Here is a 23980-nt window from a genome sequence, read left to right on the forward strand (position 1 = left end):
GCGAAGGGGGTCGAGGCCTCGATGAACACATGCAAACAGAGGGGTCTGACGCCTTCCGGTCAGTTTCCTGACAGGAGACTGACGTGGCCCAGATCACACGAGCGGGCTTGATCGACTCACCTGCCGGGCGTCAGGACCCCCCGTCGGCCCGGCCCAGCCAGTAGCCGAAGCCACGGCGCGTGTGGATCAGCGCCGGGTCGTCGTCCCGGTCCACCTTGCGGCGCAGGCGGGAGACGAGCTGCTCGATCGCGTTGTCGCCGCGGTACTCGCCCCAGACATAGCGGCCGATCTGTTCCTTGGACAGCACCCGGTGCGCGTGGACCAGGAGATGGCGCAGCAGCCGGTACTCGGCGGGCGTGAGGTCGAGGGCCCGTGTCCCGCGCCGGGCCCGGCACACGGTGTCGTCCAGCACGAGGTCGCCGTACTCCAGCGGGTTGCCCCTGGGCGGGCCCGGGCGGGGGCCGCGCAGCAGCACCTGGATCCTGGCGAGGACTTCGGCCACCCGGAAGGGCTTGGTGACGTAGTCCCGCTCGCCCAGGCCGAGTTCGGGCACGAGCCGGGGCAGGTGGTCGTACTCGGTGAGCAGCAGGACCGGCGGGCGGTGCGGGAGGGCGGGGCGGCGCTCCCGGCTGAAGTTCGCCGTGTCCGGCAGGGCGGTGTCGAAGACCACCAGGTCGAAACGGTGCCGCGCGACACGGGCCAGTGCCTCGGCGCCGGTGTCGCTGAGGCTGATCCGGTAGCCGGCCAACTCCAGGGTGGTCGAGAGCAGTTCGGCGAGGTCGGGCTCGCCTGCGACGATGAGGACGTGCTGGCCGGCGCCGCGCGCGAGGGCGGGTTTCTCGCCGGTGGCGCCGTCCAGGGGCGCGGCCGTCTGCCGGGCGCTCATAACCCGCCCCGCACGGCGCCGCGGCAGCGGCCTTGGCCGAGAGTCGATTTCACGGTCGTACTCCTTGTGCGGCGGCGGTCAGCGGCCGGGTGAGACGGGTGCCAGCCACATGCCGACGACGGCGTCGGCGAGGCCCGTGGCGGCGTCGTCCCAGGTGGACCGGGGGGTGGGGGTGTTCTCTGCGAGGGCGCGCTCGCGCTCGGCGGCCACGTGGACGATCAGGTGGCGGACCATCTCGCCGCGTTCGGCGCGGACCTCGGCGGGGAGGTCGGGCAGGCACCGGTTCAGGCCCTCGATGATCTTCTGGAGGGCCGGGGAGGTGAGGGCCTCCTCGACCATGATCCGGTGCAGGGCCGGATCGGCGACGACCTGGGCGCAAAAGCGCGCGTACCAGGTGGGGCTGCCGAGTGCGGCTAGGTGTTCCAGCGCCGGGCGGACGAGGCAGTCCACCCAGCCGCGCAGGTCGTCCGGGTCCGCGAGGTCGATGATCAGGCGGGCGCGGATGTCCTCGATGCGCGTGGCGTGCCGCCGGACGATGGCGCGGACCAGGTCGGTCTTGGTGCCGAAGTGGTAGCCGACCGCGGTGTTGTTGCCCTGCCCCGCGGCCTCGCTGACCTGGCGGGTGGACACCGCGTACACGCCGTGCTCGGCGAAGAGCCGCTCGGCCGCGGTCAGCAGCAGCTCCCGGGTCGCGTTGACCTGTTCCTCCCGCAGGGTCCTGCCTGCCATGATCACCACCGCTCCGGGACTGCTCACAGCCCTGCGACGGCCAGTCCCTCGAGCCGCCGCGGGTTCGCACACCTACAATCTAAGTCACTTGATTGAAAGAAGCGGTGAACATGGTGGAGCGGGCTACACCTGCACCCGGGGTGCCCGCACCCCGGCGCGCGGAGCTCGGGTCACCTGGCGTGATGGGCATGCGGACGACGGTGCGGCAGGCCGGGCGTGCGACGGTCCATCTGACCGTGGCCGCCGCGATGGCCTTCGGGATGTACCTCTTCATCACCGTGCTGCTGATCACCACCGTCGGGACGGTCGCGGTGATCGGTTCCTGGCTGCTGCCCGAGACGGTACTGCTCGTCCGGCGGATCGCCGGAGCCAAGCGACGGCTGACCGCCGCCTGGACGGGGCGGGAGATCCCCGAGGCGTACCAGGCCATCGAGGGGCGACTGCAGGACCGGCTGCGCACGGCGGTGCGCGACCCCGGCACGCTCACCGATCTGCGCTGGATGGCCGCCTACTACGTCTACGGCGCGCTGGTCTTCCTCGCCCTGCCGCTGTGGCCGGTCGGGCTCGTCGTCGACGGCGTGGGGTGCGGGCTGCTGCGCCGGCGGGCCGTCGTGCTGCCGTGGATCGTGCGCCTGGCGGACATGGAGGCCCGCTGGTCGAGCGCCCTGCTCAGGCCGTCCCCGAAGGCGCTGCTGGCCGCGCGGGTCGAGCAGCTGAGCACGTCCCGGGCCGACGCGATCGCCGCGCACGGCGCCGAACTGCGCCGCATCGAGCGGGACCTGCACGACGGCGCGCAGGCCCGGCTGGTGGCGCTGTCCATGCGCATCGGGCTCGCCAAACGGGCGTACGAGCGTGATCCGGACGCCGCGCGCAAGCTGCTGGACGACGCCCAGGACCAGGCCGAGCAGGCGCTGACCGAGCTGCGGCACGTGGTGCGCGGCATCCATCCGCCGATCCTCACCGACCGCGGCCTGGTCGGTGCGGTGCGGGCACTGGCCGCGGGCAGCGGGCTGCGGGTGACCGTGGACGTGGCGGGGCTGGAGGGCGACGGCCCGAGGGCGCCCGCGGCGGTGGAGGCGGCCGCGTACTTCGTGGTGGCGGAGGCACTGACCAACGCGGCCAAGCACAGCGGCTCGCCCGAGGCCTCGGTCCGGATCGCCCGCATGCGGCGCGGGCTCCGGGTCGAGGTGGCCGACGCGGGCCACGGCGGCGCCGACGAGTCGGGCGGTTCGGGGCTGCTCGGGATGCGGCGCCGGGTGGCGGCGCTCGACGGGACGGTGCGGATGTCGAGCCCGGCCGGGGGGCCGACGGTGATCGAGGTGGAGCTGCCGTGCGTGTGGTGAGGACGGGCCCCGCTCCCCCTCGGGGATGACCTTGCCCGTGGCGCGTACTGCGTTGCGAGTACCGGCGAATGTCGGCAGTCGCACGACGACATGCCGGGCTGTTCCCTGGATCCTGGCAGATGTCCGAGGCGGGAACAGCTCTCGTTCATCACCACCGCACCGCCCCCGCACCCGACCGCTCCGGAACCGGAAGACCCCCGCCGATGACCATCCGCGTACTGCTCGCCGACGACCAGGCCCTGCTGCGGGCCACCTTCCGGATCCTGATCGACTCCTGCCCGGACATGGAGGTGGTCGGCGAGGCCGCCGACGGCGCCGAGGCCACCGACCTCGCCCGAACCCACCGCCCCGATGTGGTCCTCATGGACATCCGCATGCCCGGCACCGACGGACTGGCCGCCACGTCCGCGATCTGCGCCGATCCGGACCTCGCGGCGGTGCGGGTGCTGATCCTCACCACGTTCGAGATCGACGAGTACGTCGCGCAGGCGCTGCGGGCCGGGGCCAGCGGCTTCCTCGGCAAGGACGTCACCGCGGACGTGCTGCTCGACGGCATCAGGACCGTGGCCACCGGTGAATCCCTGCTCTCCCCCACCGCGACCCGCACGCTGATCACACGGTTCTTGGCCTCCCCCGCCGAGAGTTCACAGTCGGCCGCGCCCGAAAACCTCGCCTTCCTCACCGCACGCGAACGGGAGGTCATGGCCTGGGTGGCCGAGGGCCACTCCAACGAGGAGATCGCCGAGAAGCTCTTCGTCAGCCCGCTGACCGTGCGCACCCACGTCCACCGTGCCATGACGAAACTGGGCGCCCGCGACCGTGCCCAACTCGTCGTCATGGCCTACCAGTCGGGTCTGGTGCGAGCCATACCGCCGAACGGGGACGGCTGAGGGCCCGCCCCGCCGTTCAGGGGAAAACGACGGCCGGGGTGCGTGGCGGCGGGCGGGACCGTCGACAACTGACCCGTGAGTCTGCCGCTGATCCCTCCCATGCTCGCCACGCCCGGCACCCTGCCGCCCGCCGCGCAGGACGCGCGCTGGGCGTACGAGACCAAGCAGGACGGCCAGCGTGCGGTGGTCTATCTGGCGGGGGACGGAAGCCTGCTGCTGCGCGCCCGTTCCGGCGAGGACATCACGGCCGCCTATCCCGAACTGGGGCCGCTGGGCGGCGCGCTCGGCACCACACGTGCCGTACTGGACGGGGAGATCCTGGCCCTGGACGAACAGGGCCGCGCCGACTTCCAGTTGCTGCAGTCCCGCATGGGCCTGGCGCACTCGCCCACGCGGGCCGCGCGGATGGCGGCTCAGACCGCCGTCCATCTGGTGCTGTTCGACGTGATGCACCTGGCGGGCCGCTCGCTCCTCACGCTGCCCTACACCCGGCGGCGCGGGCGGCTGGAGGAGCTGAGCCTGGGCGGGCCGTTCTGGTCGACGCCGGGTGCGCTGGTCGGGCACGGCGCCGAGGCCCTGCGGGCGACCCGTGAGCACGGTCTGGAGGGGCTCGTCTGCAAGCGGCTGGACTCGGTGTACGAGCCCGGGGTGCGCTCCCGTGCCTGGATCAAGATCCGCAACATGCGCACGGAGGACGTCATCGTCGGGGGCTGGCTGCCCGGCAAGGGACGGCTCACGGGCCTGCCCGGCGCGGTGCTGGTCGGACAGCGCGCGGCCGGAAAGCTGCGGTACGTCGGCGGCGTGGGCACCGGCTGGAGCGAGGCCGAACGGACGCAGCTGGCCGGGCTGTTGCGGGCGGCCGAGACGGACACCTGCCCCTTCGACCCCGCCCCGCACGTGGCAGGCGCGCACTGGGTGCTGCCCCGGCTGGTCGGCGAGGTGCGCTACAGCGTCCGCACCAGGTCCGGGATGCTGCGCCAGCCATCCTGGCTGCGACTCAGGCCCGACCTCGCACCGCAGGACGCGGCGGCCGACCTGCCGGACGAGAGCGTGTGACGCGGCTTCAGCCCCGGCGGCTCCCGACAGGGCCGTGGGCGGGCCTCCTTGAGAGCTCGACCAACTGGATGGAAAGGCATGCCTTCTCGGCGGACGGGCTCCAACTGTTGCGCTGATCGTTACCAGCGGTACGCCCGTGCCTCTTGGCACGGAAGTGAAAACCCTGGATTCTGAATTCTCCTTCCCCCCATGGCCGTTGGGCTGCGCCCCGACCCCCGAGGAGACGCTGTGTCGTCACAGACGTTCCGCACGCACCGCAACAGATGGCTCACCGGTCTGGCCGGTGCCGCCGCGCTCGTCATAGCCTTCCCGAGCGTCGCCCTGGCCGCTCCGCCCGCGGCGCTCCCCGCCAACGCCGAGGCCGCCGAGCAGACGTACCAGCCCGCCTACGACTACGACACCGACGGCTGTTACTCCACCCCCGCCATCGGCTCGGACGGAACGGTCAACGGCGGTCTCAACCCGACCGGTTCGCTCAGCGGCGGCTGCCGTGACGCCGCGGACCTCGACAACACCAACGGCTACTCGCGCTACAAGTGCAACAACGGCTGGTGTGCCTACATGTACGGCCTGTACTTCGAGAAGGACCAGGCAGTGGCGGGCAGCAGCATCGGCGGGCACCGGCACGACTGGGAGCATGTCGTGGTGTGGGTGCAGAACAACGCGGTGCAGTACGTCTCGACGTCCAACCATGGTTCGTTCACGATCAGCGCCGCGTCCTCGGTGCGCTTCGACGGCACGCACGCCAAGATCGTTTACCACAAGGACGGCATCCGCACGCACTGCTTCCGTCTCGCCAACTCGAACGACGAGCCGCCCGAGAACCACAAGGGAACCTGGCAGTACCCGCCGCTGGTCGGCTGGAACGGCTACCCGTCGGGCGTGCGCGAAAAGCTGGTCGCGTACGACTTCGGCAGCGCCAACTTCGGCCTGAAGGACGCCAACTTCGCGAACCACCTGGCGTCGGCGAAGCCGTCCGGCATCGCGTTCGACCCGTCCGCCTGATCAGTCCCCTCGGGCAGGCTTGGCAGAGGTGATCCCCGGCAGCGGTGGGCTGCGCGCCTACCGCCGGGCGTGACAGGTCAGTTCCGGCAGGCGCATTCGGCCGCGCTCTTGGCCGCACCGACAGTGACGGACGGGTCGGTCGCCCGCTCAGCCGGGGTGCAGCACGCCGTGACGCCGCAGCAGGAGTCGTCCGCCGCGGGCGTCGCGGTGGTGTCCGGGCCGGTGGCGGGCTTGGCGGCCCGGACGATGGCGGAGTGCATTCCGTCGGCGACCGGGTGGGTGGGGGTGATCCGAATGTCGGTGAAGCCGGCTTCCTCCAGGCCCCCGCGGTATTCGGCGAAGGTCAGGGCTCCCGCGATGCAGCCGACGTAGTCGCCGCGTTCGGCCCGCTGCTCGGCGGTGAGGGTGTCGTCGGCGACGACGTCGGAGATGCCGATCCGGCCGCCGGGCCTGAGCACGCGGAAGGTCTCGGCGAAGACGGCGGGCTTGTCGACCGACAGGTTGATCACGCAGTTCGAGATCACGACGTCGATGGTGTTCGCGGGCAGCGGGATCGCCTCGATCGTGCCCTTGAGGAACTCCGCGTTCGTCGCCCCCGCCTTCGCCGCGTTGGACAGGGCGAGGGCGAGCATCTCCTCCGTCATGTCCAGCCCGTACGCCTTGCCCGTCGGCCCGACGCGGCGGGCGGAGAGCAGGACGTCGATGCCGCCGCCGGAGCCGAGGTCGAGGACCCGCTCGCCCTCGCGCAGCTCAGCCACGGCGGTCGGGTTGCCGCAGCCGAGGGAGGCGGCGACGGCTTCGGCGGGCAGCGCGTCGCGCTCGTCCGCGGCGTACAGGGTCGAGCCGAAGTTCTCGTCGACCTCGACCGGCTCGGGCCCGCAGCAGGCGGTGCCGCCTTCGGTGACCTTCACGGCCGCCTCGGCGTACCGGCGGCGGACGGTTTCACGCAGGGCGGTGGACTGCTCGCTCATGACTCACTCCCAGGTGACGGGCTGCGGTGCGGCCCGGAACGGCTTGTATTGACGTTCATTGATGCAAGCTTGCGCCTTGAATCGAAAAACGTCAACATAGAGCCATGTCGAAACAAGAGCTTGAGGTGATCGGCCAAGGCACCGCCTGCTGCCCGGGCCTGTCCGCCGCGCCGCTGGACGAGGACCAGGCGGCCGAGCTGGCGAAGGTCTTCAAGGCCCTGGGTGACCCGGTCCGGCTGCGTCTGATGTCGATGATCGCCTCGCGCGGGGAGGGCGGCGAGGTGTGCGTGTGCGAGCTGACCCCCGCCTTCGACCTGTCCCAGCCGACGATCTCCCACCACCTGAAGCTGCTGCGCCAGGCCGGGCTCATCGACTGCGAGCGGCGCGGCACCTGGGTCTACTACTGGGTACTGCCCGGCGTCCTGGGCCGGCTCGGCGCGTTCCTGGCCACCCCGCAGCCCGCCGGAGCCGGCGCGTGAACGCGCCGCTCGGCCGCCGTACAGCTGCGGAAGCGATCGGCACCGGGCTCCTGGTGGCCGTGGTGGTCGGCTCCGGCATCCAGGCCACCGAACTCTCACGCGACGTGGGCGTGCAACTGCTCGCCAACTCCCTCGCCACCGTCTTCGGCCTGGCCGTACTGATCGCCTTGCTCGGGCCGGTCTCCGGCGCGCACTTCAACCCGGCCGTCACCCTCGCCGCCTGGCTCACCGGCCGCCGTGACCCGGACGGCCTCACCCTGCGGGATGTCGCGGCCTACGTGACCGCCCAGATCGGGGGTGCGATCGGCGGGGCGGTCCTGGCCGACGCGATGTTCGCCAAGCCGCTGGTCAAGTTCGCCACCCATGACCGGTCCGCCGGCCACTTGTGGTTGGGCGAGGTCGTCGCCACGGCCGGGCTGCTCCTGCTGATCTTCGGCCTCACCCGGACAGGCCGCGCCGCGCTCGCTCCGGCCGCGGTGGCCTCCTACATCGGGGCCGCCTACTGGTTCACCTCCTCCACGTCCTTCGCGAACCCGGCGGTGACCATCGGCCGAACCTTCACCGACACCTTCGCCGGGATCGCGCCCGCCTCCGTCGCGCCGTTCATCGCCGCCCAGTTGCTCGGCGCCGCGCTCGGGCTCGGCCTCGTGACCGCGGTCTACGGCCCGACCACCGCCCCCGCACGCCGCGACACCGGCGTCCCGCGCAGCGAACCCGAACCCGCCTCCTCCTGACCGCACCCCCGAGAGAGACACCCGCCATGAGCACTCCCGCCTCGCACCCTTCGGTGCTGTTCGTCTGCGTCCACAACGCCGGCCGCTCCCAGATGGCGGCCGCCTTCCTCAGCCACCTCGCGGGCGACCGCATCGAGGTCCGGTCCGCCGGCTCCGCCCCCGCCGACACCGTCAACCCGGCCGTGGTCGAAGCGATGGGCGAGGTCGGCATCGACATCTCCGACCGGACCCCGAAGCCCCTCACCGCGGAGGCCGTCCAGGCGTCCGACGTCGTGATCACCATGGGGTGCGGCGACGCGTGCCCCGTCTTCCCCGGCAAGCGGTACCTCGACTGGCAGCTCGACGATCCCGCCGGGCAGGGCGTCGAGGCCGTACGACCCATCCGCGACGCGATCGAGACACGCGTCCGAGCACTGATTTCGGAAGTGGCGCCCGGCTGACGGCCTGGCCGGGCAGGCTGAGCAAGTGGGCTGGGACGACTCTGCGGCGACCGCGGGGAGGTCGCGAGTCACCAGGCCGGCCGTGCCGCCGCGGCGGTGATCAAAGCCGTGCCGCTCGGACTCGCCGCCACCGCTCGGGACGCCGGTGCCCGACCCGCCCTCACGGCCGCGCTGCCGACTGTCCGGATCAGTCGGCCGCCGCTCTGACGTCCCCGTCGACGAGGGCGTCGCCCAGGGCCGTTCGCCCGTACAGGACGTAGTGGCCCTGGCGCCGGGACTCCAGCAGGCCGGCCTCCCGCAGGATCGAGAGGTGGGCCGACACGGTGGAAGGGGCCAAGCCGTGGCGGCGGGCCAGGTCCGTAGTCGAGGACGGGGCGGTCAGGCCGGCGAGGACGGCGGCGCGCTGGGGGCCGAGCAGCCGGGCGAGCGCCTCCGCCGGGCGCGGTACCGGGGCGGTGTGCAGGCGGCCCATGCCTCGGGCGGGGTAGATGACCGTCGGCTGCCAGGGCCGGGCGAAGCCGCTGACCACATCCGGCCACACGAATACGCTCGGCATGAGCAACACGCCCCTGCCATCGGGGGGTTGAGCGTCCGGAACATCGCTGTACCGGCGCAGCGTCAGGGTGTGGCCGGCCCAGTCGACGGTTGGGTGCAGTCCGGTGAGCAGCGAGTCGAGCCCGCCGTCCGCCGCCCTGCGCGAGCGGTGCGCGATGTCCGCCTCCAGAACGGCGCGATGGCGCGGCCAGTCCGGGGCAAGCAGGGCGCGCCAGGCCCGTTCCGTGAGGTCGGCGAGGCGCCGGACGGTGGCGACGGGGTCGTCGAGCGCGGCGCGCCCCCGGGGTGACTCGGCGAGTCCGGGGGTGCCCCCGAGCGAGCGGGTCATCTCCGCGTGGGCCAGGTCGGGGTCGGTGGCGCGCATCCGCGCCAACTCGTCCTCGATGGCGGGATACGGCTCCTCCGGCGGCGGGCCCAGGAAGTCCGGGGTGTAGCCGCCGGGCGGTGGGATGAACAGCCACAGCGGTGCCAGGTCGAGGCCCGCGACCGTACGGCGCATGCGGCGCAGCCAGCCCTGGTGGTAGCCGTGCCGGGCGGGCCGGCGAACCAGGCGCAGAGCCTCGTGGGTCTGGCACAGCGGCGAGATCGCGAACCGACAGCGCGTGAGGTCGTCGGTGCCGAGGTGCAGAGCGAGCGGCATGGCAACCCCCGTCGTGAGCAGCGATTCATCCCGGACCGGAGATCTCGCCCCCGGATCGAAGAGTTCGTCCTGGTCCGAGATGCTCATCCCGGACCGAGGGACGCGCCCTGGCCCGAGAGGCTCGTCCCCTGCGAAGAGACGCCTCCCGCACCGAAAGACTCACCCTGGTCCAAGAGACTCCCCTTGGCCCGAAGATTCGCCCCGGACCGAAAGAGTAGAGGCGCCCCCCCGCGGACCGGCACGCTTGCCCCGACTCTCCCTGGCGGAAAGGCGGATGGATGGGCACCGTACGTCCGGCACCCTGGCGGCGTGGCGCCGTCGTCGCGGCGCTGATGCTGGCGGCGTTCACCTTCAACACCACCGAGAACCTGCCGGTCGGCCTGCTCGCGCTCATGGCGGACGACCTGCGGGTCTCGCTGGCGGCCGTCGGCGCCCTGGTGACCGGGTACGGCCTGACCGTGGCCGTCGTGTCATTGCCCCTCGCCCATGTCACCCGTTCCCTGCCGCGCAGGTATCTGCTCGCGGGGCTGCTGGGGCTGCTCGCCGTGGCCAGTTGGGTGTCGGCGCTGGGCGGCGTGTCGTATGGGCTGCTGCTGGCGGCGCGGGTGGCGACGGCGATGGCGCAGGCGTTGTTCTGGGCGGTGATGGGACCGGTCGCGGTCGGGCTGTTTTTGCCCGAGCGACGGGGGCGGATCATCGGGCTGCTGTCCGTCGGCGGGTCCCTGGCCACCGTGGCCGGGGTGCCGGCCGGGACCTGGCTGGGCGGGCACACCGACTGGCGGACGCCCTTCGCGCTGCTCGGCGTGCTCGCGCTCGTCTCGCTCGTGACCATCGGCGTCCTGCTGCCGTCGTCCCGCCCGCAGGACGGTCACTCCGCGTACGGGGCCGCCCCCGACCGGCGCAGGTTCTACGTCGTACTGACCGTCACCGCCCTGTCGGTGACTGGCTTCTTCGCCGGGTTCACCTACGTCGTCGCCTTCCTCGACGAGGTGAGCGGACTGGGCGAGGACGCGGTGAGCGGCGTGCTGTTCGCGTTCGGCGGGGCGGCGCTGGCCGGGGTCACCGTGGCCGGTCCGCTCCTCGACCGCTTCCCGCGAGCCACGCTGGCCGCGCCGGTGGCGGCCCAGGCGGTGGCTCTGCTCGGTCTCTACGCGATCGGGCACGTCCCGGCGGTGAACATCGTGCTGATCATGCTGCTCGGCGCCTCGGTCGCGACCATCTTCATGGCGACGCAGAGCCGGGTTCTCCAGGTGGCGCCGGGTCGCACGGAGACCGCGCTCGCGGCCAACTCGGCCGCCTACAACGTGGGCATCGCCGCCGGTGCGCTGCTCGGGGGCGTACTGCTGCCCGTGGTCGGGGTGCGCTGCACGTTCTTGGTCGGGGGGCTGCTGACGGTCGGGGCGCTGGCGGTGCTGATCCGGTCGCTGCGCGCGGGCGTCGAGGACGGGGCGGGCGGCAAGGGCCAGGCGGGAATAGGGCGGTACCGTACGGACGCGGGGTTGTGACGGTCTATCGTGTCCGCATGTCCGTCCCTGAACTGATCCGTATCGTCTCCCGTGACTCGCCCATGGCGCTCGCCCAAGTGGAGCGTGTCCGCGCCGAGTTGGCGGCCCTCCACCCGGGCGTGCGCACCGAGGTCGTGCCCGTGAAGACGACCGGCGACAAGTGGATGGGCGACCTGTCCCAGGTCGAGGGCAAGGGGGCGTTCACCAAGGAGGTGGACGCGGCTCTGCTGGCGGGCGAGGCCGATCTCGCCGTGCACTGCGTCAAGGACATCCCCGCCGACCGGCCGCTGCCCGCGGGGACGACGTTCGCCGCGTTCCTGAAGCGGGACGACGTCCGCGACGCCCTCATCCATCCCGATGGACTCACGCTGGACGAACTACCGGCGGGGACCCGGATCGGCACCTCCTCGGTGCGCCGTGTCGCCCAGCTGGCCGCTACCCACCCGCACCTCCAGTGCGTGCCGTTCCGCGGCAACGCCAACCGCAGGCTGGAGAAGCTGGCGGCCGGCGGGGCGGACGCGCTGCTGCTCGCGGTGGCCGGCCTCGAGCGCATCGGCCGCCCTGACGTGATCAGCGAGGTCCTCTCCCCCGAGGTGATGATGCCGCCGATCGGCGCGGGCATCCTCGCGCTGCAGTGCCGGGAGGGCGACACCGAGCTCATCGACGCGGTCAGCGGCCTCGGCGACCCGGACACCTATCGGGAGGCCACCGCCGAGCGCATGTTCCTGCACGTCCTGCAGGGGCACTGCAACAGCCCGATCGCCGGGTACGCACGCGTGGACCGCAGCGGCGAACTGTCCCTGCGGGCCTGTGTGTTCACCCCGGACGGCAAGACGCGACTGAACGCCCACGAGTGGGCCGGCCGACTGGACCCGGCCACGCTCGGTACGTCGGTGGCGGTCGCGCTGCTGCGTCAGGGAGCACGAGAGATCATCGACGGCATCCCGCACTGAGCCCACCTCCACCGGCTGATGATCTGATGCTGTCAGCTGACGGTGTGTGAGGTGATTTGGCGTAGGCCGCCGGTTCCGGGCAGGCATCAGCCGCCGGCTTGCACCGGATCTGCCACAGGACAGATGCAGCGTCAGCCTCCTCACAGAGGAGGCCAGTCGGGCAAGGCACCGGCCTGCTCATCCCGCACCGACGGGAACCAGGTCAGGACGCCCCCCCGGGTCTGGAAGGCGGAGCACAACGCCTCCCACCGCCAGGTCCGCACGCGGGTCGAGCACACCTGCGCCCGCATGAAGACCTCGAAGATCCTCCGAGACTGCCGCCTCAAAGACGCCGGCGTGCGCCGTCGCGTCCCATTGCCGCGATGACGGGGCGGGCTCCACGGCTGCTTTGGGGCGATGCCCAAACGGCAACGAGACTGCGCTGCTCCGCCCGAGGCGCACTTTGACACAACCGATCCATGGGGCCGTGGTGAGGGAGCGGGGAAGGTCAAGACGGCGAGTAAGGCCGAGGACGCCCCCGCCGTTGCACACGTCGAGCACATCGCCGTTGACAGGATCGTCTCCAGATCCGCTACTGCCCCCCCAACACATATCGCCACTTTTCGCCCTACCACTCCACGAACGCAATGTGCTCACGCCCCCGCGATGACTTCGGACGCCACCCGATCCAGATCGCCCCAACACCGGCAGTGACGCCTACATCGGCCGGCACCACGGTCAGCACGCGCCGCGGTATCCACCACGGCTGCGGCTCATCTCCCGCCAGCACCCGCCTCACCACACCCCGCAGAAACATCTCCCAACGAGTCCCCGTCCACACGGCCTCTCCCCATGCCTGCATGCGTGGGGCCCACCTGGATGTGTACCGAGGCTAACGATTACTTTGCTGATCTGGGGTTTTTGCGCTGGTTGGCATTGAAGCGCGCCTTCTTCTGACGATTCCCGCACGTGTTCATGTCGCACCATCTGCGGGTGCGACTCTGGCTGGTGTCGAAGAAGGCGGCTCGGCAGGTTGGCGATGCGCACAAGGCCAATTTTCCGTCTCGTTCGCCCGCGATGATGCTGATCGCGTCGGCGGCGATCACGCCTAGGGCATCTTCTACGCAGGAAGCCGAGCTGAGTCGCCATTGCCGATTACTCTCGGGCGTCAGGACAGCTGCGGCCCGACCCTGAATGCTGCAGCCATTGATGACTTGGACAGCAGACGCAGGGAGAGCGTCTTGGATCGCGGCCGCCGTCACCGCGGCATGAATCGATTCCCTCAGCTCCCAAGCGAGTTCGAGCTGGGCGGTGGTGCAGGAGTCCACGGCGAGGCCGTTCACCGCCAGCCAGTCGACAAGTCGCTGCGGCGTGGGAATGCGCTCCACAGCGTCGCCGCAACGCTCCGTCAGAGTCGCCGTGAAGCTGGTCGCCAGCACCTTGCCGAGACGGAAGTCGGGGAACCGAGCATGCATGGAACCACCTTAGACCGCGTCCTACGTGGTGAGGCTGCGGAAGCGTTTGTAGCAGCAGAGGGCGGCTGCGAGGCCGAGAAAGGCCAGGTAGTTACGAGGGTGGCGTTCGTATCGGTGGTTGAGTCGGCGGTATCCAGTCAGCCGAGACATGGTCCGCTCAATGACCCACCTGCGCCGGCCGAGACGTTCGCTGGACTCGACGCCCGTGCGGGCGATCCGACGCCGATGTGCTTGCCCCATAACCACCGCCGCAGGTGGGGGATGTCGTATGCCTTATCCGCGTGAAGGCGCACGGGCTTGGACTCAGCTGCGCGGGATTCGTGTCCCATGTGGAAGTGGGACAGCATCGGCTTCAGCGCCTGGCTGTCGTGGGTGTTGGCCGCGGAGAGGCCGACGCGTAGGGGCAGTCCGTCCGCGTCGGACAGGACGTGCATCTTGGAACCGCGCTTACCCCGGCCCACGAGGCTCGGACCTGCAAGTTCGCAATCCTTCTAGCTCTCACATGGGCGGAGTCGGGGACCGCGCGGGAGAGGTCCACCAGGCCCTGTTCGTCCAGGATTTGGAGCACCCTCTGATGCAATCGGCCCCAGACCCCCGCACGGGACCAGATGACTAACCGGCGGTGCACGGTCGACTTCGAGGCCCCGAAGCACGGCGGCAACGCTCGCCAGGCACACCCGCTGACCAACACGTAAATGATCGCCGCGAAGACGGCCTCGTCATCGATGTTCGCGACCCCGCCGCCCTGCGGCCGCACGCGGGCCGGAGGCAGCAACGGCCTGGCAATCTCCCACAGACCGTCCGGAACAATCCAACCCCACCGTCCACTCCCCCATACCCAGCACGACTTCCAACCGGCCATGTAGGACACGGTCTTAGCGGGTTGCACGCCGCCATCGAGACTTGCTAGAACCGTCTTAGCCGGTTCACGACAGGTCCGAGCCGTTCCACGATGACCAGGAGGTCTCATACCCAGCGACGTGCAAGCATTTGAAGCCCACGCAACTGACGCTGACCTCGACGATCTGCGCGCGCGATTGGCCGCGGCGCGGCTGCCGGAAGCTGAGACGGTCTATCGCGCCGCGCCCGACCCTCGCCGATGGGACCAGGGCGTTCCTCTCGCCGACCTCGCCGATGTCGTGAACTACTGGCGCACCGGGTACAACTGGCGGTCGTTCGAAGCGCGCATTGACCGGATCGGCCAGTTCCGCACGACCATTGACGGTCTGGGAATCCACTTCCTGCACCGCCGATCCGCACGCACAGATGCCACTCCTCTGATCTTGACGCACGGCTGGCCAGGCAGCATTGCCGAGTTCATCGATGTAGTGGACGAGCTGGCAGATCCGAAAGATGCGGACGCGCCGGCGTTCCACGTCGTGGTTCCGTCGCTGCCGGGCTTTGGCTACAGCGACAAGCCGGCCACCACCGGCTGGGGAATCGAAAAGATCGCGGCCGCATGGGTGGAACTGATGGGAAGGCTCGGCTACGGCAAGTTCGTAGCCCACGGCGGCGACTGGGGAGGTGTGATCACCACGGTCCTCGGCGGCAGGTTCCCGGCGCACGTTCTCGGCATCCACACAGTGACCGCGCAGGCACCGCCCGGGTTGACAACGGACGGGCTGACGGCGGCCGAGCGCAAATGGACCGAGGAAACCCGCGACTTCTGGGGTCACCGCGCGGCGTACGCGAAGCAGCAGGCGACCCGACCGCAGACCATCGGCTACTCACTCGTCGACTCACCAGTCGGGCTTCTCGCCTGGATCCTCGACAAGTTCGCCGAGTGGACAGATACCGAAGACAGCCCGTTCGAGACGATTTCCATAGACCGCGTTCTTGACGACGTCACCCTGTATTGGCTGACGCGGACCGGCGCGTCGTCGGCCCGTATTTACTACGAGAGCCACAACTCGCTCGACCCCGAACTTCGGGTCGACGTCCCGTCAGCAATCAGTGTGTATCCCCGCGACATCGAGAAGTGCCCGCGCGCCTGGGCACAGGAACGGTTCCGACAGATCGTCCGATGGAGGGCGCCTGAAACCGGGGGACATTTCCCGTCGCTGGAGGTTCCCGAGTATTTCGTCAAGGACCTGCAAGAAGGCCTCGCGGCAGTGCTGGCCGCCAATCGGTGAACGCGGCTGGCTCTGAGCCCGAATCCACCGGCTGATGATCTGATGGTGCGAGCTGACGGCGCGTGAGGTAATTCGGCGAGAGCCGCCGGTTCCGGGCGGGGATCAGCCGCCGGCCTGCACCGGCTCTTCCACAGGTTCATCCCGATCGGGCCCCTGGCGGGCGGGGTGGGGCGGGCAGCGGCAGTCAGCGCGGCGGTGGACCGTGAGCGGCGGATGCACGCGGATGGTGGCGGTCATCGCCTTGGCCTGGAAGGCGCCGGCCAGGGCGCCTGCGGCTCGCAGTCCGCGTGGGCGTCGGCATGGTTGCCGGCGTTGCGCAGGTGCAGGTGGTCGGCGAGCAGGCGCGGCAGCCCGGCCCGCTCGGCGAGGCGCGGTAGCGGGACGGGCCCGACGCCGGACCCGGAAGGCGCTCCCCGTCGGAGGACGCCCCCCGTCGGAGGACGCCCCCCCCGCTGAGCCGCTCCGCGTCAGGCGGTGCCCTCTTCGGCCTGGTCCCGCAGGAAGTTGCTCACCTGGAGCGCGAGGCCGTCGCGCAGAGTGGCGGTGTGGGCGCCGACGGAGTTCTCCTGCAGCCCGAGGCCGCCGGCCCACAGCCGGCGATCCGCCCACTCCTCCTCGACCCGCAGCTGGATCTGCACGTCGACCTGGCTCAGGCTCGCCTCCGGGCCCGCCGCGTACAGCACGGCGGTGGCCCGGCGCAGCGGGTAGACGTCGAAGCCCTCGATGAACTGCGAGTTGCGCCAGTCGATGAACGCGGCCTCGCCGTCGCGGCCGATCCGCACGTCGATCTGGCCGTCCTCGAGGTGAATGCCGAAGTGCCTCTCGCCACGGTTCTCGACGGTGACGCGCACCCGGAAGTACGTCAGCCCTTCGGCGGCGTCGTCCCGTCCGCGCGGTGGCTCCGCGGCTTCCAGACGGTGGACGCGGACACGCAGACCGGCATGCTCGTCGTACTCGTGCCAGTCCCCGACCACGTTCGGCTCGTACACAGTCCACCTCTCGACCTCAGAGAGCTGCTTCCTATCTTTGCGCCGAGTGCACTGTCAAATGAGCGGAATGCGCTGTGGCCAGCCCATTCGCCCCCTTGATCACCGATCAAGCCGTGGGCAGGAAGAATCCGCTTTCTGGCCTGACGGCCGAGTTCGGCTACGTGCCGCACATCACGTTCCCCACCAAGATCAACGAGCCGGCCGACCCAGCAGCGAGGAGGCCGCCCCGATGCCGGGCGCGGCGGCCACCAACAGCACGGCGAAGTCGAGCGCGAGGTGTGCCGGGGTGCAGGTTGCCGGGGTGCGGGGGAGGGGACCGCGCAGGGCGTCGAACAGCTCCTGGCCGCGTCCGAGATCCCGATGCCGGGTCGCTCCACGACCAGCCGCAACAGCTCCACCTCGGCTCCGCGCAGCTGCGGGGCGGGCATCTCCCGCCGCAGCCTGCGCCGGATCAGCCGCTGGACCCCGACGAGCGCGTCGGCCGGCTCCTCCGGGAAGGTCATGCCGCCGAGATCACCTTTGCAGTAAAGGTAATGCGGCCCTTGGGAAGGCAATGGCGAGCCTGTCTCTCCGTCTCCGTAAACACACAGTCATCCGACGGCAACACGAAGTCGCATTCACGAAATTTGTTTCGGACACCCCTTGAGGGGGAATCCACCCATATGTGCTTCGGACAGGAGGCACGTCCGTGGGAGTCGGCCCACCGGGCTCCGGAGTGTCCTCCTGAGGTCCGAATCCGCGCCTCCCACGGTGTCTGTCCAGTCAGCACCTGCTGAGGAGGTGCGCACGGATGAGTGCCACCACCAGAACGAAGCAGCATCCGCACGACGACGCCCCTGACACCGCGGAAGCGTTCGACCGGCTCGTGGAACTGCCCGACGGGCCGGAACGCAAGGCGCTCAGGGACGATCTGGTTCAGGCCTGGTTGCCCATGGCCGAGCGGATCGCCGTACGGTTCAAGGGGCGCGGCGAGTCCCTCGAGGACCTGTACCAGGTGGCCGCCCTGGGACTGGTGAAAGCCGTCGACCACTACGACCCGGCCCGCGGCCACGCCTTCGAGGCGTACGCGGTGCCCACCATCACTGGCGAGATCAAGCGGCACTTCCGCGACCACATGTGGACGCTGCACGTGCCCCGCCGGGTCCAGGACCTGCGCAACCGGGTGCGCAGCTCCGCGAAGGAGCTGTCGCAGCAGACCCCCGGGCGCGCGCCCACCATTCCCGAGATCGCCGAGCACGCGCATCTGAGCGAGGCCGAGGTGCGCACCGGGATGGAAGCCCTGGAGTGCTTCTCCGCGCTGTCGCTGGAGGCGGAGATGCCTGGCACCGACGGTTACGCGCTGGGGGACGCGCTCGGCGGTCCCGATCCGGCGTACGACGTGGTCGTCGACCGGGTGGCCGTCAAGCCGTGCCTGCAGCGACTGCCGGAGCGGGAGCGGACCATCCTCTACCTCCGCTTCTTCGGCGGGATGACCCAGAGCCGTATCGCGCAGCAACTCGGCATCTCGCAGATGCACGTCTCCCGGCTGCTCAGCGGCTGCTTCGCCCACTTGCGCGACGAAATGCTCGTGGAAGCCCGTTGAACCCGAAGTCGAACCCGAAGGGGTGAGTCAGTCCTCGGCCGTTCCCGGAATCTGCGTCGGGCCGTACCGCTCAAGGGCCTCTTCGAACTCGACGCTGATTTCGGGCGGCATTTCCCCGTCCCGGCCCCAGCGCAGAATCAGTTCCGCGACCTGGCGGAGCTTGATGTTCGTGTGCTGGGACACGTCCTTCAGTACGGCCCACCCCTGGTCCGGCGACACGCGGCCGAGCGCGACGACCATGCCGATCGCCTGGTCCACGACGGCGTGCGAGACGACCGCCTCTTTGAGCTGGTCGACTTCCTCTTGCAGCTCGAGGATCCGGTCTGTCTCGTCTGCGGGTTCGTGCGGTACCGGTGCCACGCCTCCATCCTCGCCGCTTCGCCGGTCGTGTGCCAGTGAAAGCGAAGGGCCGGACCTCGGCCGTTTCGGCGCCACGCCGGAGGTAACTCGACAGGCCCCGGAACGGATCCGGCTGGACACTGGGAGGAGACCGGTGGCCGCCGGTCGCGCGAGACCAGGACGCGACTGCCATGAACGACGATGCAAGAAATCCCAGGAGCACGGCCGATGTCGTGTCCACACACTCCGTGTTCGGGGCACCCTGCTGGGTGAGCCTGACCAGCCGCGATCTCGAGGCCACCCACGAGTTCTACTCGGCCGTACTGGGCTGGCGCTGGCGGCCCGCCAAGCTGGGCGACCGCTTCTGGGTCGCGCTGGCGGACGGGATCCCGGTCGCCGGGGTCGCGGCGGTGGCCACGATGTGGCAGATGGCCGTCGCCTGGACGCCGTACTTCGCCGTGCCGAGCGCGGACGAGGCCGTGGCACGTGTGCAGGAGCGCGGTGGCACGTCCGCCGTCGGACCGCTCTCGCTGCCGCCCGGGCGCGCGGCGCTGCTGGCCGACCGGGACGGCGCGACCTTCGGCGTCTGGGAGGGGGAGCTCCACTCCAACTGGGAGACCTGGCGACGCGCGGCGCCCTTCATCCGGCTGCACACCCGCGACGCATTCGACGCCGCCATGTTCTACGGCGAGGTCCTCGACTGGGCGACGGAGCGGCCCGGTTGCTGTGAGGTCCGCTACGAGGGCGGGGAGGTCGTGCTGCGCAGCGGCGGCGATGTCGTGGCGCGGATCGAGTCGGGTGCGCTGGAGGCCGCGCCGGATCCGACGATCCGGCCGCACTGGCAGGTTCACTTCGCGGTCACCGACGTGGCGGGGTGTGTGCGGGCGGCTGAGCTGCATGGGGGCAGCGTGCTGTCGAAGGGGAGCGAGGAGGCCGTGCTGCGGGATCCGGACGGAGCACAGTTCACGGTGACCTCGCGCCGTGCACGGTAGAGGGTGCGACAGGGAGGGCCCCTAGGGTCTGTTGCGAAAGTGGATCTTGTTCGTTGATGATCACGTCCTGTGGGACGTGGTGATCTGACGAACGGCCAGTGGGCCCGGCTGGAGCCGTTGTTGCCGGCGGGCATCAAGCCGGGCCGTCCGCCGGTGTGGACGCGGCGGCAGCTCATAGACGGCATACGGTGGCGGACCCGGACCGGTGCACCCTGGCGCGACGTGCCGGAACGCTATGGGCCCTGGGACCGGGTCTACGACCTGTTCCGGCGCTGGCAGAGGGACGGGACCTGGGCGAGGATCCTCACCCAGCTTCAGGCCGAGGCGGACGCCAAGGGCCTGATCACCTGGGACGTGAACGTCGACTCCACCGTCTGCCGGGCCCACCAGCACGCCGCCGGAGCGGCGAAAAGGGGGACCTCCAGAAGGAACCGCCGGGCGGGATCTTCGCCGAGCCGGCCGACCACGCACTCGGACGATCCCGCGGCGGACTGACCAGCAAGATCCACCTCGCGGTCGAGCAGGGTCAAAAGCCCTTGTCCGTCGTGATCACGGCCGGGCAGCGGGGCGATTCCCCGCAGTTCGAAGCGGTCCTGGAAGCCATCCGGGTCCCCAGGCTGGGGCTCGGCAGGCCGCGCAAGCGTCCCGACCGGGTTCGGGCCGACAAGGCGTACGACTCCCGCGGCAACCGCTCCTACCTGCGCAGACGCGGGATCAAGGCCACCATCCCGGTCCCGGCGGACCGTGTCCGCAACCGCCTCACGCGCGGATCGCGCGGCGGGCGGCCACCGACGTTCGACAAGGACGACTACAAGCAGCGGCACGCGGTCGAGTGCGGGATCAACCGGCTCAAGCGCCACCGGGCCGTCGCCACTCGCTACGACAAACTCGCCGTCCGCTTTGAAGCGACCGTGCTGGTCGCGGTCATTAACGAGTGGCTGTGACCAGCACTTTCACAACAGGCCCTAGGGCCCCTTTGGGCGTTGCCCGCGACGCCCTCGACAGGTTGACGCCCTCGACAGGTTTCCGTACAGCCCCGCTCCCCTTCAGCGCGTCGCGCGCGACGGCCTCGACAGGAGGACCAGGCTGCGGCGTTCGATGAGCAGGGCGGTGCCTGCCTTGTGCTCCGCCTCGTCCGGGGGGCCCTGGGGCTCGGCCGTGTCGATCAAGGTCGCCCAGCGGTCGCCGTAGGTGGCGTCCGGCAGTTGGAATTCCACCGGCTCCCAGTAGCTGTTGAGCAGCAGCAGGAAGGAGTCGTCCACCACGGGGCGGCCGCACCAGTCGGGTTCGGCGATGGCGTCGCCGTTGAGGAAGACGGCGACCGAGTGGGCGTCGGAGCGCTGCCAGTCCTCGTCCGCCATCTCGCGGCCGTCCGGGAGCAGCCACACCAGGTCGGGCAGCGGCTGGTCGGGGTGGGTCGCGGTCTCGCCCTGGAAGAAGCGGCGGCGGCGTAGGACGGGGTGGGCGGCGCGCAGGGCGATGACGTGGCGCGTGAAGTCGGCGAGGTCGCGCTGGTCGTCGGTGAGCCGCCAGTCGATCCAGGAGACTTCGTTGTCCTGGCAGTAGGCGTTGTTGTTGCCGCGCTGGGTGCGGCCGAGTTCGTCGCCGTGGCCGAGCATGGGGATGCCCTGCGAGAGCAGCAGCGTGGCGATGAAGTTGCGCTGCTGACGGGCGCGCAGTTGCAGGACGGCCGGGTCGCGGGTCTCGCCCTCGGCGCCGCAGTTCCAGGAGCGGTTGTGGCTCTCGCCGTCCCGGTTGCCCTCGCCGTTGGCCTCGTTGTGCTTGTCGTTGTAGGAGACGAGGTCGCGCAGGGTGAACCCGTCGTGCGCGGTCACGAAGTTGACGCTGGCGCGCGGGCGCCGCCTGCTGTGCGCGTACAGGTCGGAGGAGCCGGTCAGCCGGGAGGCGAACTCGCCGAGGGAACCGGGCTCACCGCGCCAGAAGTCCCGTACGGCGTCGCGGTACTTGCCGTTCCACTCCGACCAAAGGGGCGGGAAGTTGCCCACCTGGTAGCCGCCCTCCCCCACGTCCCACGGCTCCGCGATCAGCTTGACGCGGCTGATCACCGGGTCCTGCTGGATGAGGTCGAAGAACGCCGAGAGGCGGTCCACCTCGTGGAACTGGCGGGCGAGCGTGGCCGCGAGGTCGAAGCGGAACCCGTCCACGTGCATCTCGGTGACCCAGTAGCGCAGCGAGTCCATGATCAGCTGGAGTACGTAGGGGTGGCGCATCAGCAGGCTGTTGCCGGTGCCGGTGGTGTCGTAGTAGTGCGCCCAGTCGCCGTCCACCAGGCGGTAGTACGAGGCGTTGTCGATGCCGCGGAAGGAGAGGGTCGGGCCGCGCTCGTTGCCCTCGGCGGTGTGGTTGTAGACCACGTCGAGGATCACTTCGAGGCCGGCCGCGTGCAGTGCCTTCACCATCGACTTGAACTCGTCGACCTGCTGACCGCGGGTGCCGTGGGCGGCGTAGGCGTCGTGCGGCGCGAAGAAGCCGATCGTGTTGTAGCCCCAGTAGTTGGACAGGCCCCGGTCGAGCAACACGCCGTCCTGGACGTACTGGTGCACCGGCATCAGCTCGACGGCGGTCACCCCGAGGGAGGTCAGGTGCTCGACGATCGCGGGGTGCGCGAGTCCGGCGTAGGTGCCGCGCAGCTCCGGCGGGACGTCCGGGTGAGTGCGCGTGAGGCCCCGTACGTGCGCCTCGTAGATGACGGTGTCGGCGTACGGCCGCCCCAGCGGACGGTCGTCGCCCCAGTCGAAGTGCGGGTCGGTCACCACGCCGAGCATGGTGTGCCCGGCGCTGTCGGCCGGGGACGGGGCGCCCGGGGTGCGCTCGAAGAGGGAGGCGTGGTTGTCCACCCGGCCGTCCACGGCCCGGCTGTACGGGTCGAGCAGCAGCTTCGCCGGATTGCACCGGTGGCCGAGGCCCGGGTCCCAGGGGCCGTGGACCCGGTAGCCGTAGCGCTGTCCCGGTCCGACGCCGGGCAGGTAGCCGTGCCACACGAAGCCGTCGACCTCGGTCAGCTCGACGGCGCTGTGCCGGTCCTTGTCGTCGACGAGGACGAGCTCGACGCGTTCGGCGACCTCGCTGAACAGGGCGAAGTTCGTGCCCTGTCCGTCGAAGACGGCTCCCAGCGGGTAGGGGTGCCCGCTCCAGGCCGGCACCCCTCTGCCTCGTCGTCGCACGGTCACCGGGCCTCCTCCAGGACGACGTCCCGGGTGCCCGCCGCGTCGGCCACGGCGGTGACGGGCACCTCGCGGGGCACCTGAAGCGCCTCCCGCAGGCCGGGGGTGGGCGCCGTGGGCACGAGCGGGGCACGTTCGCCGGCGCGGGCGCGCTGTGAGAACCAGATGATCTTGCTGCCGGTCTCGGTGGCGCAGCAGCCCCAGCCGTCGCTCATCGCGGCGAGGTGCTGCAGGCAGGCGCGCAGTTCGTGGTCCGGGCGCAGGGCACGGTCGTTGTCGCCGATGGCGGTGATGAGGTGCTGGCCGTTCCACCACATCTCGATCGAGATGTTCTTGTCCTTCGCGTGCTCGTCGATGGCCCGCAGCAGCATCTCCGTGCCGTGGCGGACGGGCTCGACAAGCGTCTCCAGGTCCCAGTACCGGAGGTGAGCGGCCAGAATTCGGCTGACCTGTCCCACCCGTTCGGGGCTGACTTCCACGTCGAGGTGGTAGTAGCAGGGCACTGCGGTCTTCACCGTCGTTACCTCCTCACCGCGAAAGCTCCCGCTCTCCTCGCCCCTGCGGGACGGGCCCCGAACACGGAGCGTGAGCGCTGATCGCTTCTGAGTCACTCCAGGGTGGGGGTGGTACGCCATTCGTGCAACAGGAGGAAACACCTGGGGTGGTTGAAGCTCCAACAAGACGCTGAGTCGCCGACCGTGCACCATGTGTGAAGACCTCGATGCCCGTAACGGAACCCGTGTGTGCGCGCCCGGGTACCGCCCGATGGTCGGGAGACGCGTCATCGAGCAGCCCGGAAGGTGAACGGCGCCATGCTGCTACCGGCCAAAGCCGAAGTCGCTCGGCAACTGCGGCGATATCGGGCCTGGGAACGCGCCATGCTCGCGGCCCCTGCCGACCACACGGTGCGCGCCACTTTCGAGGACGCCGGGTACACCCTGTGCGTGCTGATGGGAAAGCGCTGCGCGCGCGAGGCAGCGGACGCGGCCGAGCGCTATCTGCACATCACCCTGGCGGCCTACCTCCGGGAGCAGAACGAGCGACCTCACCTGAGCGCCGTCCGCCGGGGCCCACCAAGATCACGGCGGTGGCGTTTCCTTGCCGGAAGGTAGTTCCGGCGC

At 70.5% G+C, this 23980-nt stretch carries 23 protein-coding genes and 3 pseudogenes; 15 read left to right on the plus strand and 11 right to left on the minus strand.

What is annotated here, in order from left to right:
* Positions 1 to 130 precede the first annotated feature (130 nt).
* Together AB5J49_RS01120 and AB5J49_RS01125 are read right to left on the minus strand one after the other, a co-directional pair.
* The gene (locus AB5J49_RS01120; protein ID WP_369166551.1) at positions 131 to 886 is read right to left on the minus strand and encodes a response regulator transcription factor; all 756 of its coding nucleotides are present in this window, start codon (positions 884 to 886) and stop codon (positions 131 to 133) included.
* Between the two features lie 78 nt (positions 887 to 964).
* Positions 965 to 1615 (minus strand): TetR/AcrR family transcriptional regulator, encoded by a 651-nt coding sequence (locus tag AB5J49_RS01125; RefSeq protein ID WP_369166552.1) that lies wholly within the window; start codon positions 1613 to 1615, stop codon positions 965 to 967.
* A 188-nt stretch (positions 1616 to 1803) separates the two neighbouring features.
* On the opposite strand from AB5J49_RS01125, the gene AB5J49_RS01130 reads away from it, so the two are divergent.
* The 4 genes from AB5J49_RS01130 to AB5J49_RS01145 all read left to right on the plus strand — a co-directional run bounded on the left by AB5J49_RS01130 (position 1804) and on the right by AB5J49_RS01145 (position 5909).
* Positions 1804 to 2958 carry a histidine kinase gene (locus AB5J49_RS01130; RefSeq protein WP_369166553.1) on the plus strand — a complete coding sequence of 385 codons (1155 nt, stop codon included), beginning with the start codon at positions 1804 to 1806 and terminating at the stop codon, positions 2956 to 2958.
* 203 nt (positions 2959 to 3161) lie between these two features.
* The gene (locus AB5J49_RS01135; protein ID WP_369166554.1) at positions 3162 to 3848 is read left to right on the plus strand and encodes a response regulator; all 687 of its coding nucleotides are present in this window, start codon (positions 3162 to 3164) and stop codon (positions 3846 to 3848) included.
* A gap of 75 nt (positions 3849 to 3923) precedes the next feature.
* Complete coding sequence (locus tag AB5J49_RS01140; protein WP_369166555.1) at positions 3924 to 4904, plus strand: ATP-dependent DNA ligase; 981 nt, start codon at positions 3924 to 3926, stop codon at positions 4902 to 4904.
* Positions 4905 to 5132: 228 nt separating this feature from the next.
* Positions 5133 to 5909: an NPP1 family protein gene (locus AB5J49_RS01145; protein WP_369166556.1), complete on the plus strand. Its 777-nt coding sequence runs from the start codon at positions 5133 to 5135 to the stop codon at positions 5907 to 5909.
* A 77-nt stretch (positions 5910 to 5986) separates the two neighbouring features.
* On the opposite strand, the gene arsM is transcribed toward AB5J49_RS01145, so the two are convergent.
* Positions 5987 to 6880, minus strand: a complete 894-nt coding sequence (gene arsM, locus AB5J49_RS01150) for an arsenite methyltransferase (protein WP_369166557.1) — start codon at positions 6878 to 6880, stop codon at positions 5987 to 5989.
* 104 nt (positions 6881 to 6984) lie between these two features.
* Between arsM and AB5J49_RS01155 the strand changes: the two genes are divergently transcribed.
* The 3 genes from AB5J49_RS01155 to AB5J49_RS01165 are packed head-to-tail and all read left to right on the plus strand — an operon-like array spanning position 6985 to position 8533.
* Positions 6985 to 7359, plus strand: coding sequence for an ArsR/SmtB family transcription factor (locus AB5J49_RS01155; RefSeq protein ID WP_369166558.1), 375 nt, complete (start codon positions 6985 to 6987; stop codon positions 7357 to 7359).
* Entirely contained in the window at positions 7356 to 8093 is a 738-nt protein-coding gene (locus AB5J49_RS01160) for an aquaporin (RefSeq protein WP_369166559.1), read from the plus strand. The genes AB5J49_RS01155 and AB5J49_RS01160 overlap by 4 nt, the downstream gene beginning before the upstream one ends.
* A 26-nt stretch (positions 8094 to 8119) precedes the next feature.
* A complete protein-coding gene (locus AB5J49_RS01165; RefSeq protein ID WP_369166560.1) occupies positions 8120 to 8533 on the plus strand; it encodes an arsenate reductase ArsC in 414 nt (137 codons plus the stop codon).
* 187 nt (positions 8534 to 8720) lie between these two features.
* Here the strand turns inward: AB5J49_RS01165 and AB5J49_RS01170 are convergent, their stop codons facing one another.
* Positions 8721 to 9728 carry a DUF5937 family protein gene (locus AB5J49_RS01170; protein WP_369175011.1) on the minus strand — a complete coding sequence of 336 codons (1008 nt, stop codon included), beginning with the start codon at positions 9726 to 9728 and terminating at the stop codon, positions 8721 to 8723.
* 278 nt (positions 9729 to 10006) lie between these two features.
* On the opposite strand from AB5J49_RS01170, the gene AB5J49_RS01175 reads away from it, so the two are divergent.
* The 3 genes and pseudogenes from AB5J49_RS01175 to AB5J49_RS01185 form a co-directional block, all read left to right on the plus strand.
* On the plus strand, positions 10007 to 11233 hold the full coding sequence (locus AB5J49_RS01175; protein WP_369166562.1) for an MFS transporter: 1227 nt from the start codon (positions 10007 to 10009) through the stop codon (positions 11231 to 11233).
* Positions 11234 to 11250: 17 nt separating this feature from the next.
* The gene (gene hemC, locus AB5J49_RS01180; RefSeq protein WP_369166563.1) at positions 11251 to 12186 is read left to right on the plus strand and encodes a hydroxymethylbilane synthase; all 936 of its coding nucleotides are present in this window, start codon (positions 11251 to 11253) and stop codon (positions 12184 to 12186) included.
* A gap of 164 nt (positions 12187 to 12350) precedes the next feature.
* Positions 12351 to 12552 (plus strand): annotated as a pseudogene (locus AB5J49_RS01185) (IS5/IS1182 family transposase); the annotation flags it as partial.
* Positions 12553 to 13064: 512 nt separating this feature from the next.
* Here AB5J49_RS01185 and AB5J49_RS01190 read toward each other — a convergent pair.
* The gene (locus AB5J49_RS01190) at positions 13065 to 13640 is read right to left on the minus strand and encodes an ABATE domain-containing protein (protein WP_369166564.1); all 576 of its coding nucleotides are present in this window, start codon (positions 13638 to 13640) and stop codon (positions 13065 to 13067) included.
* 21 nt (positions 13641 to 13661) lie between these two features.
* Positions 13662 to 14502 (minus strand): annotated as a pseudogene (locus AB5J49_RS01195) (IS5 family transposase).
* A 106-nt stretch (positions 14503 to 14608) separates the two neighbouring features.
* Between AB5J49_RS01195 and AB5J49_RS01200 the strand changes: the two are divergent.
* Positions 14609 to 15772 carry an epoxide hydrolase family protein gene (locus tag AB5J49_RS01200; RefSeq protein ID WP_369175012.1) on the plus strand — a complete coding sequence of 388 codons (1164 nt, stop codon included), beginning with the start codon at positions 14609 to 14611 and terminating at the stop codon, positions 15770 to 15772.
* Positions 15773 to 16239: 467 nt separating this feature from the next.
* Here the strand turns inward: AB5J49_RS01200 and AB5J49_RS01205 are convergent, their stop codons facing one another.
* Both AB5J49_RS01205 and AB5J49_RS01210 read right to left on the minus strand, forming a co-directional pair.
* Complete coding sequence (locus AB5J49_RS01205) at positions 16240 to 16761, minus strand: hypothetical protein (protein ID WP_369166565.1); 522 nt, start codon at positions 16759 to 16761, stop codon at positions 16240 to 16242.
* Positions 16762 to 17099: 338 nt separating this feature from the next.
* A pseudogene (locus tag AB5J49_RS01210) lies at positions 17100 to 17264 on the minus strand (MarR family transcriptional regulator); the annotation flags it as partial.
* A gap of 287 nt (positions 17265 to 17551) precedes the next feature.
* Between AB5J49_RS01210 and AB5J49_RS01215 the strand changes: the two are divergent.
* Complete coding sequence (locus AB5J49_RS01215; protein ID WP_369166566.1) at positions 17552 to 18343, plus strand: RNA polymerase sigma factor SigF; 792 nt, start codon at positions 17552 to 17554, stop codon at positions 18341 to 18343.
* A 27-nt stretch (positions 18344 to 18370) separates the two neighbouring features.
* Here the strand turns inward: AB5J49_RS01215 and AB5J49_RS01220 are convergent, their stop codons facing one another.
* On the minus strand, positions 18371 to 18703 hold the full coding sequence (locus tag AB5J49_RS01220; protein ID WP_369166567.1) for an ANTAR domain-containing protein: 333 nt from the start codon (positions 18701 to 18703) through the stop codon (positions 18371 to 18373).
* A 170-nt stretch (positions 18704 to 18873) separates the two neighbouring features.
* Here AB5J49_RS01220 and AB5J49_RS01225 point away from each other — a divergent pair, with 170 nt between their 5' ends.
* Complete coding sequence (locus AB5J49_RS01225; RefSeq protein WP_369166569.1) at positions 18874 to 19674, plus strand: VOC family protein; 801 nt, start codon at positions 18874 to 18876, stop codon at positions 19672 to 19674.
* A 69-nt stretch (positions 19675 to 19743) separates the two neighbouring features.
* A protein-coding gene (locus AB5J49_RS01230; protein WP_369166570.1) for an IS5 family transposase occupies positions 19744 to 20618 on the plus strand; the annotation gives its coding sequence in 2 pieces (ribosomal slippage) (positions 19744 to 20131 and positions 20131 to 20618; 876 coding nt in all).
* Positions 20619 to 20720: 102 nt separating this feature from the next.
* Here the strand turns inward: AB5J49_RS01230 and glgX are convergent.
* Complete coding sequence (glgX, locus tag AB5J49_RS01235) at positions 20721 to 22865, minus strand: glycogen debranching protein GlgX (protein WP_369166571.1); 2145 nt, start codon at positions 22863 to 22865, stop codon at positions 20721 to 20723.
* Complete coding sequence (locus AB5J49_RS01240; RefSeq protein ID WP_369166572.1) at positions 22862 to 23374, minus strand: pep a2; 513 nt, start codon at positions 23372 to 23374, stop codon at positions 22862 to 22864. The genes glgX and AB5J49_RS01240 overlap by 4 nt, the downstream gene beginning before the upstream one ends.
* Before the next feature lie 297 nt (positions 23375 to 23671).
* On the opposite strand from AB5J49_RS01240, the gene AB5J49_RS01245 reads away from it, so the two are divergent.
* Complete coding sequence (locus AB5J49_RS01245; RefSeq protein ID WP_369166573.1) at positions 23672 to 23971, plus strand: DUF5133 domain-containing protein; 300 nt, start codon at positions 23672 to 23674, stop codon at positions 23969 to 23971.
* The last annotated feature ends 9 nt before the right edge of the window (positions 23972 to 23980 follow it).

Origin of the sequence: Streptomyces sp. R28 (assembly GCF_041052385.1) — a bacterium.
In the GTDB taxonomy this organism is placed as follows: domain Bacteria; phylum Actinomycetota; class Actinomycetes; order Streptomycetales; family Streptomycetaceae; genus Streptomyces.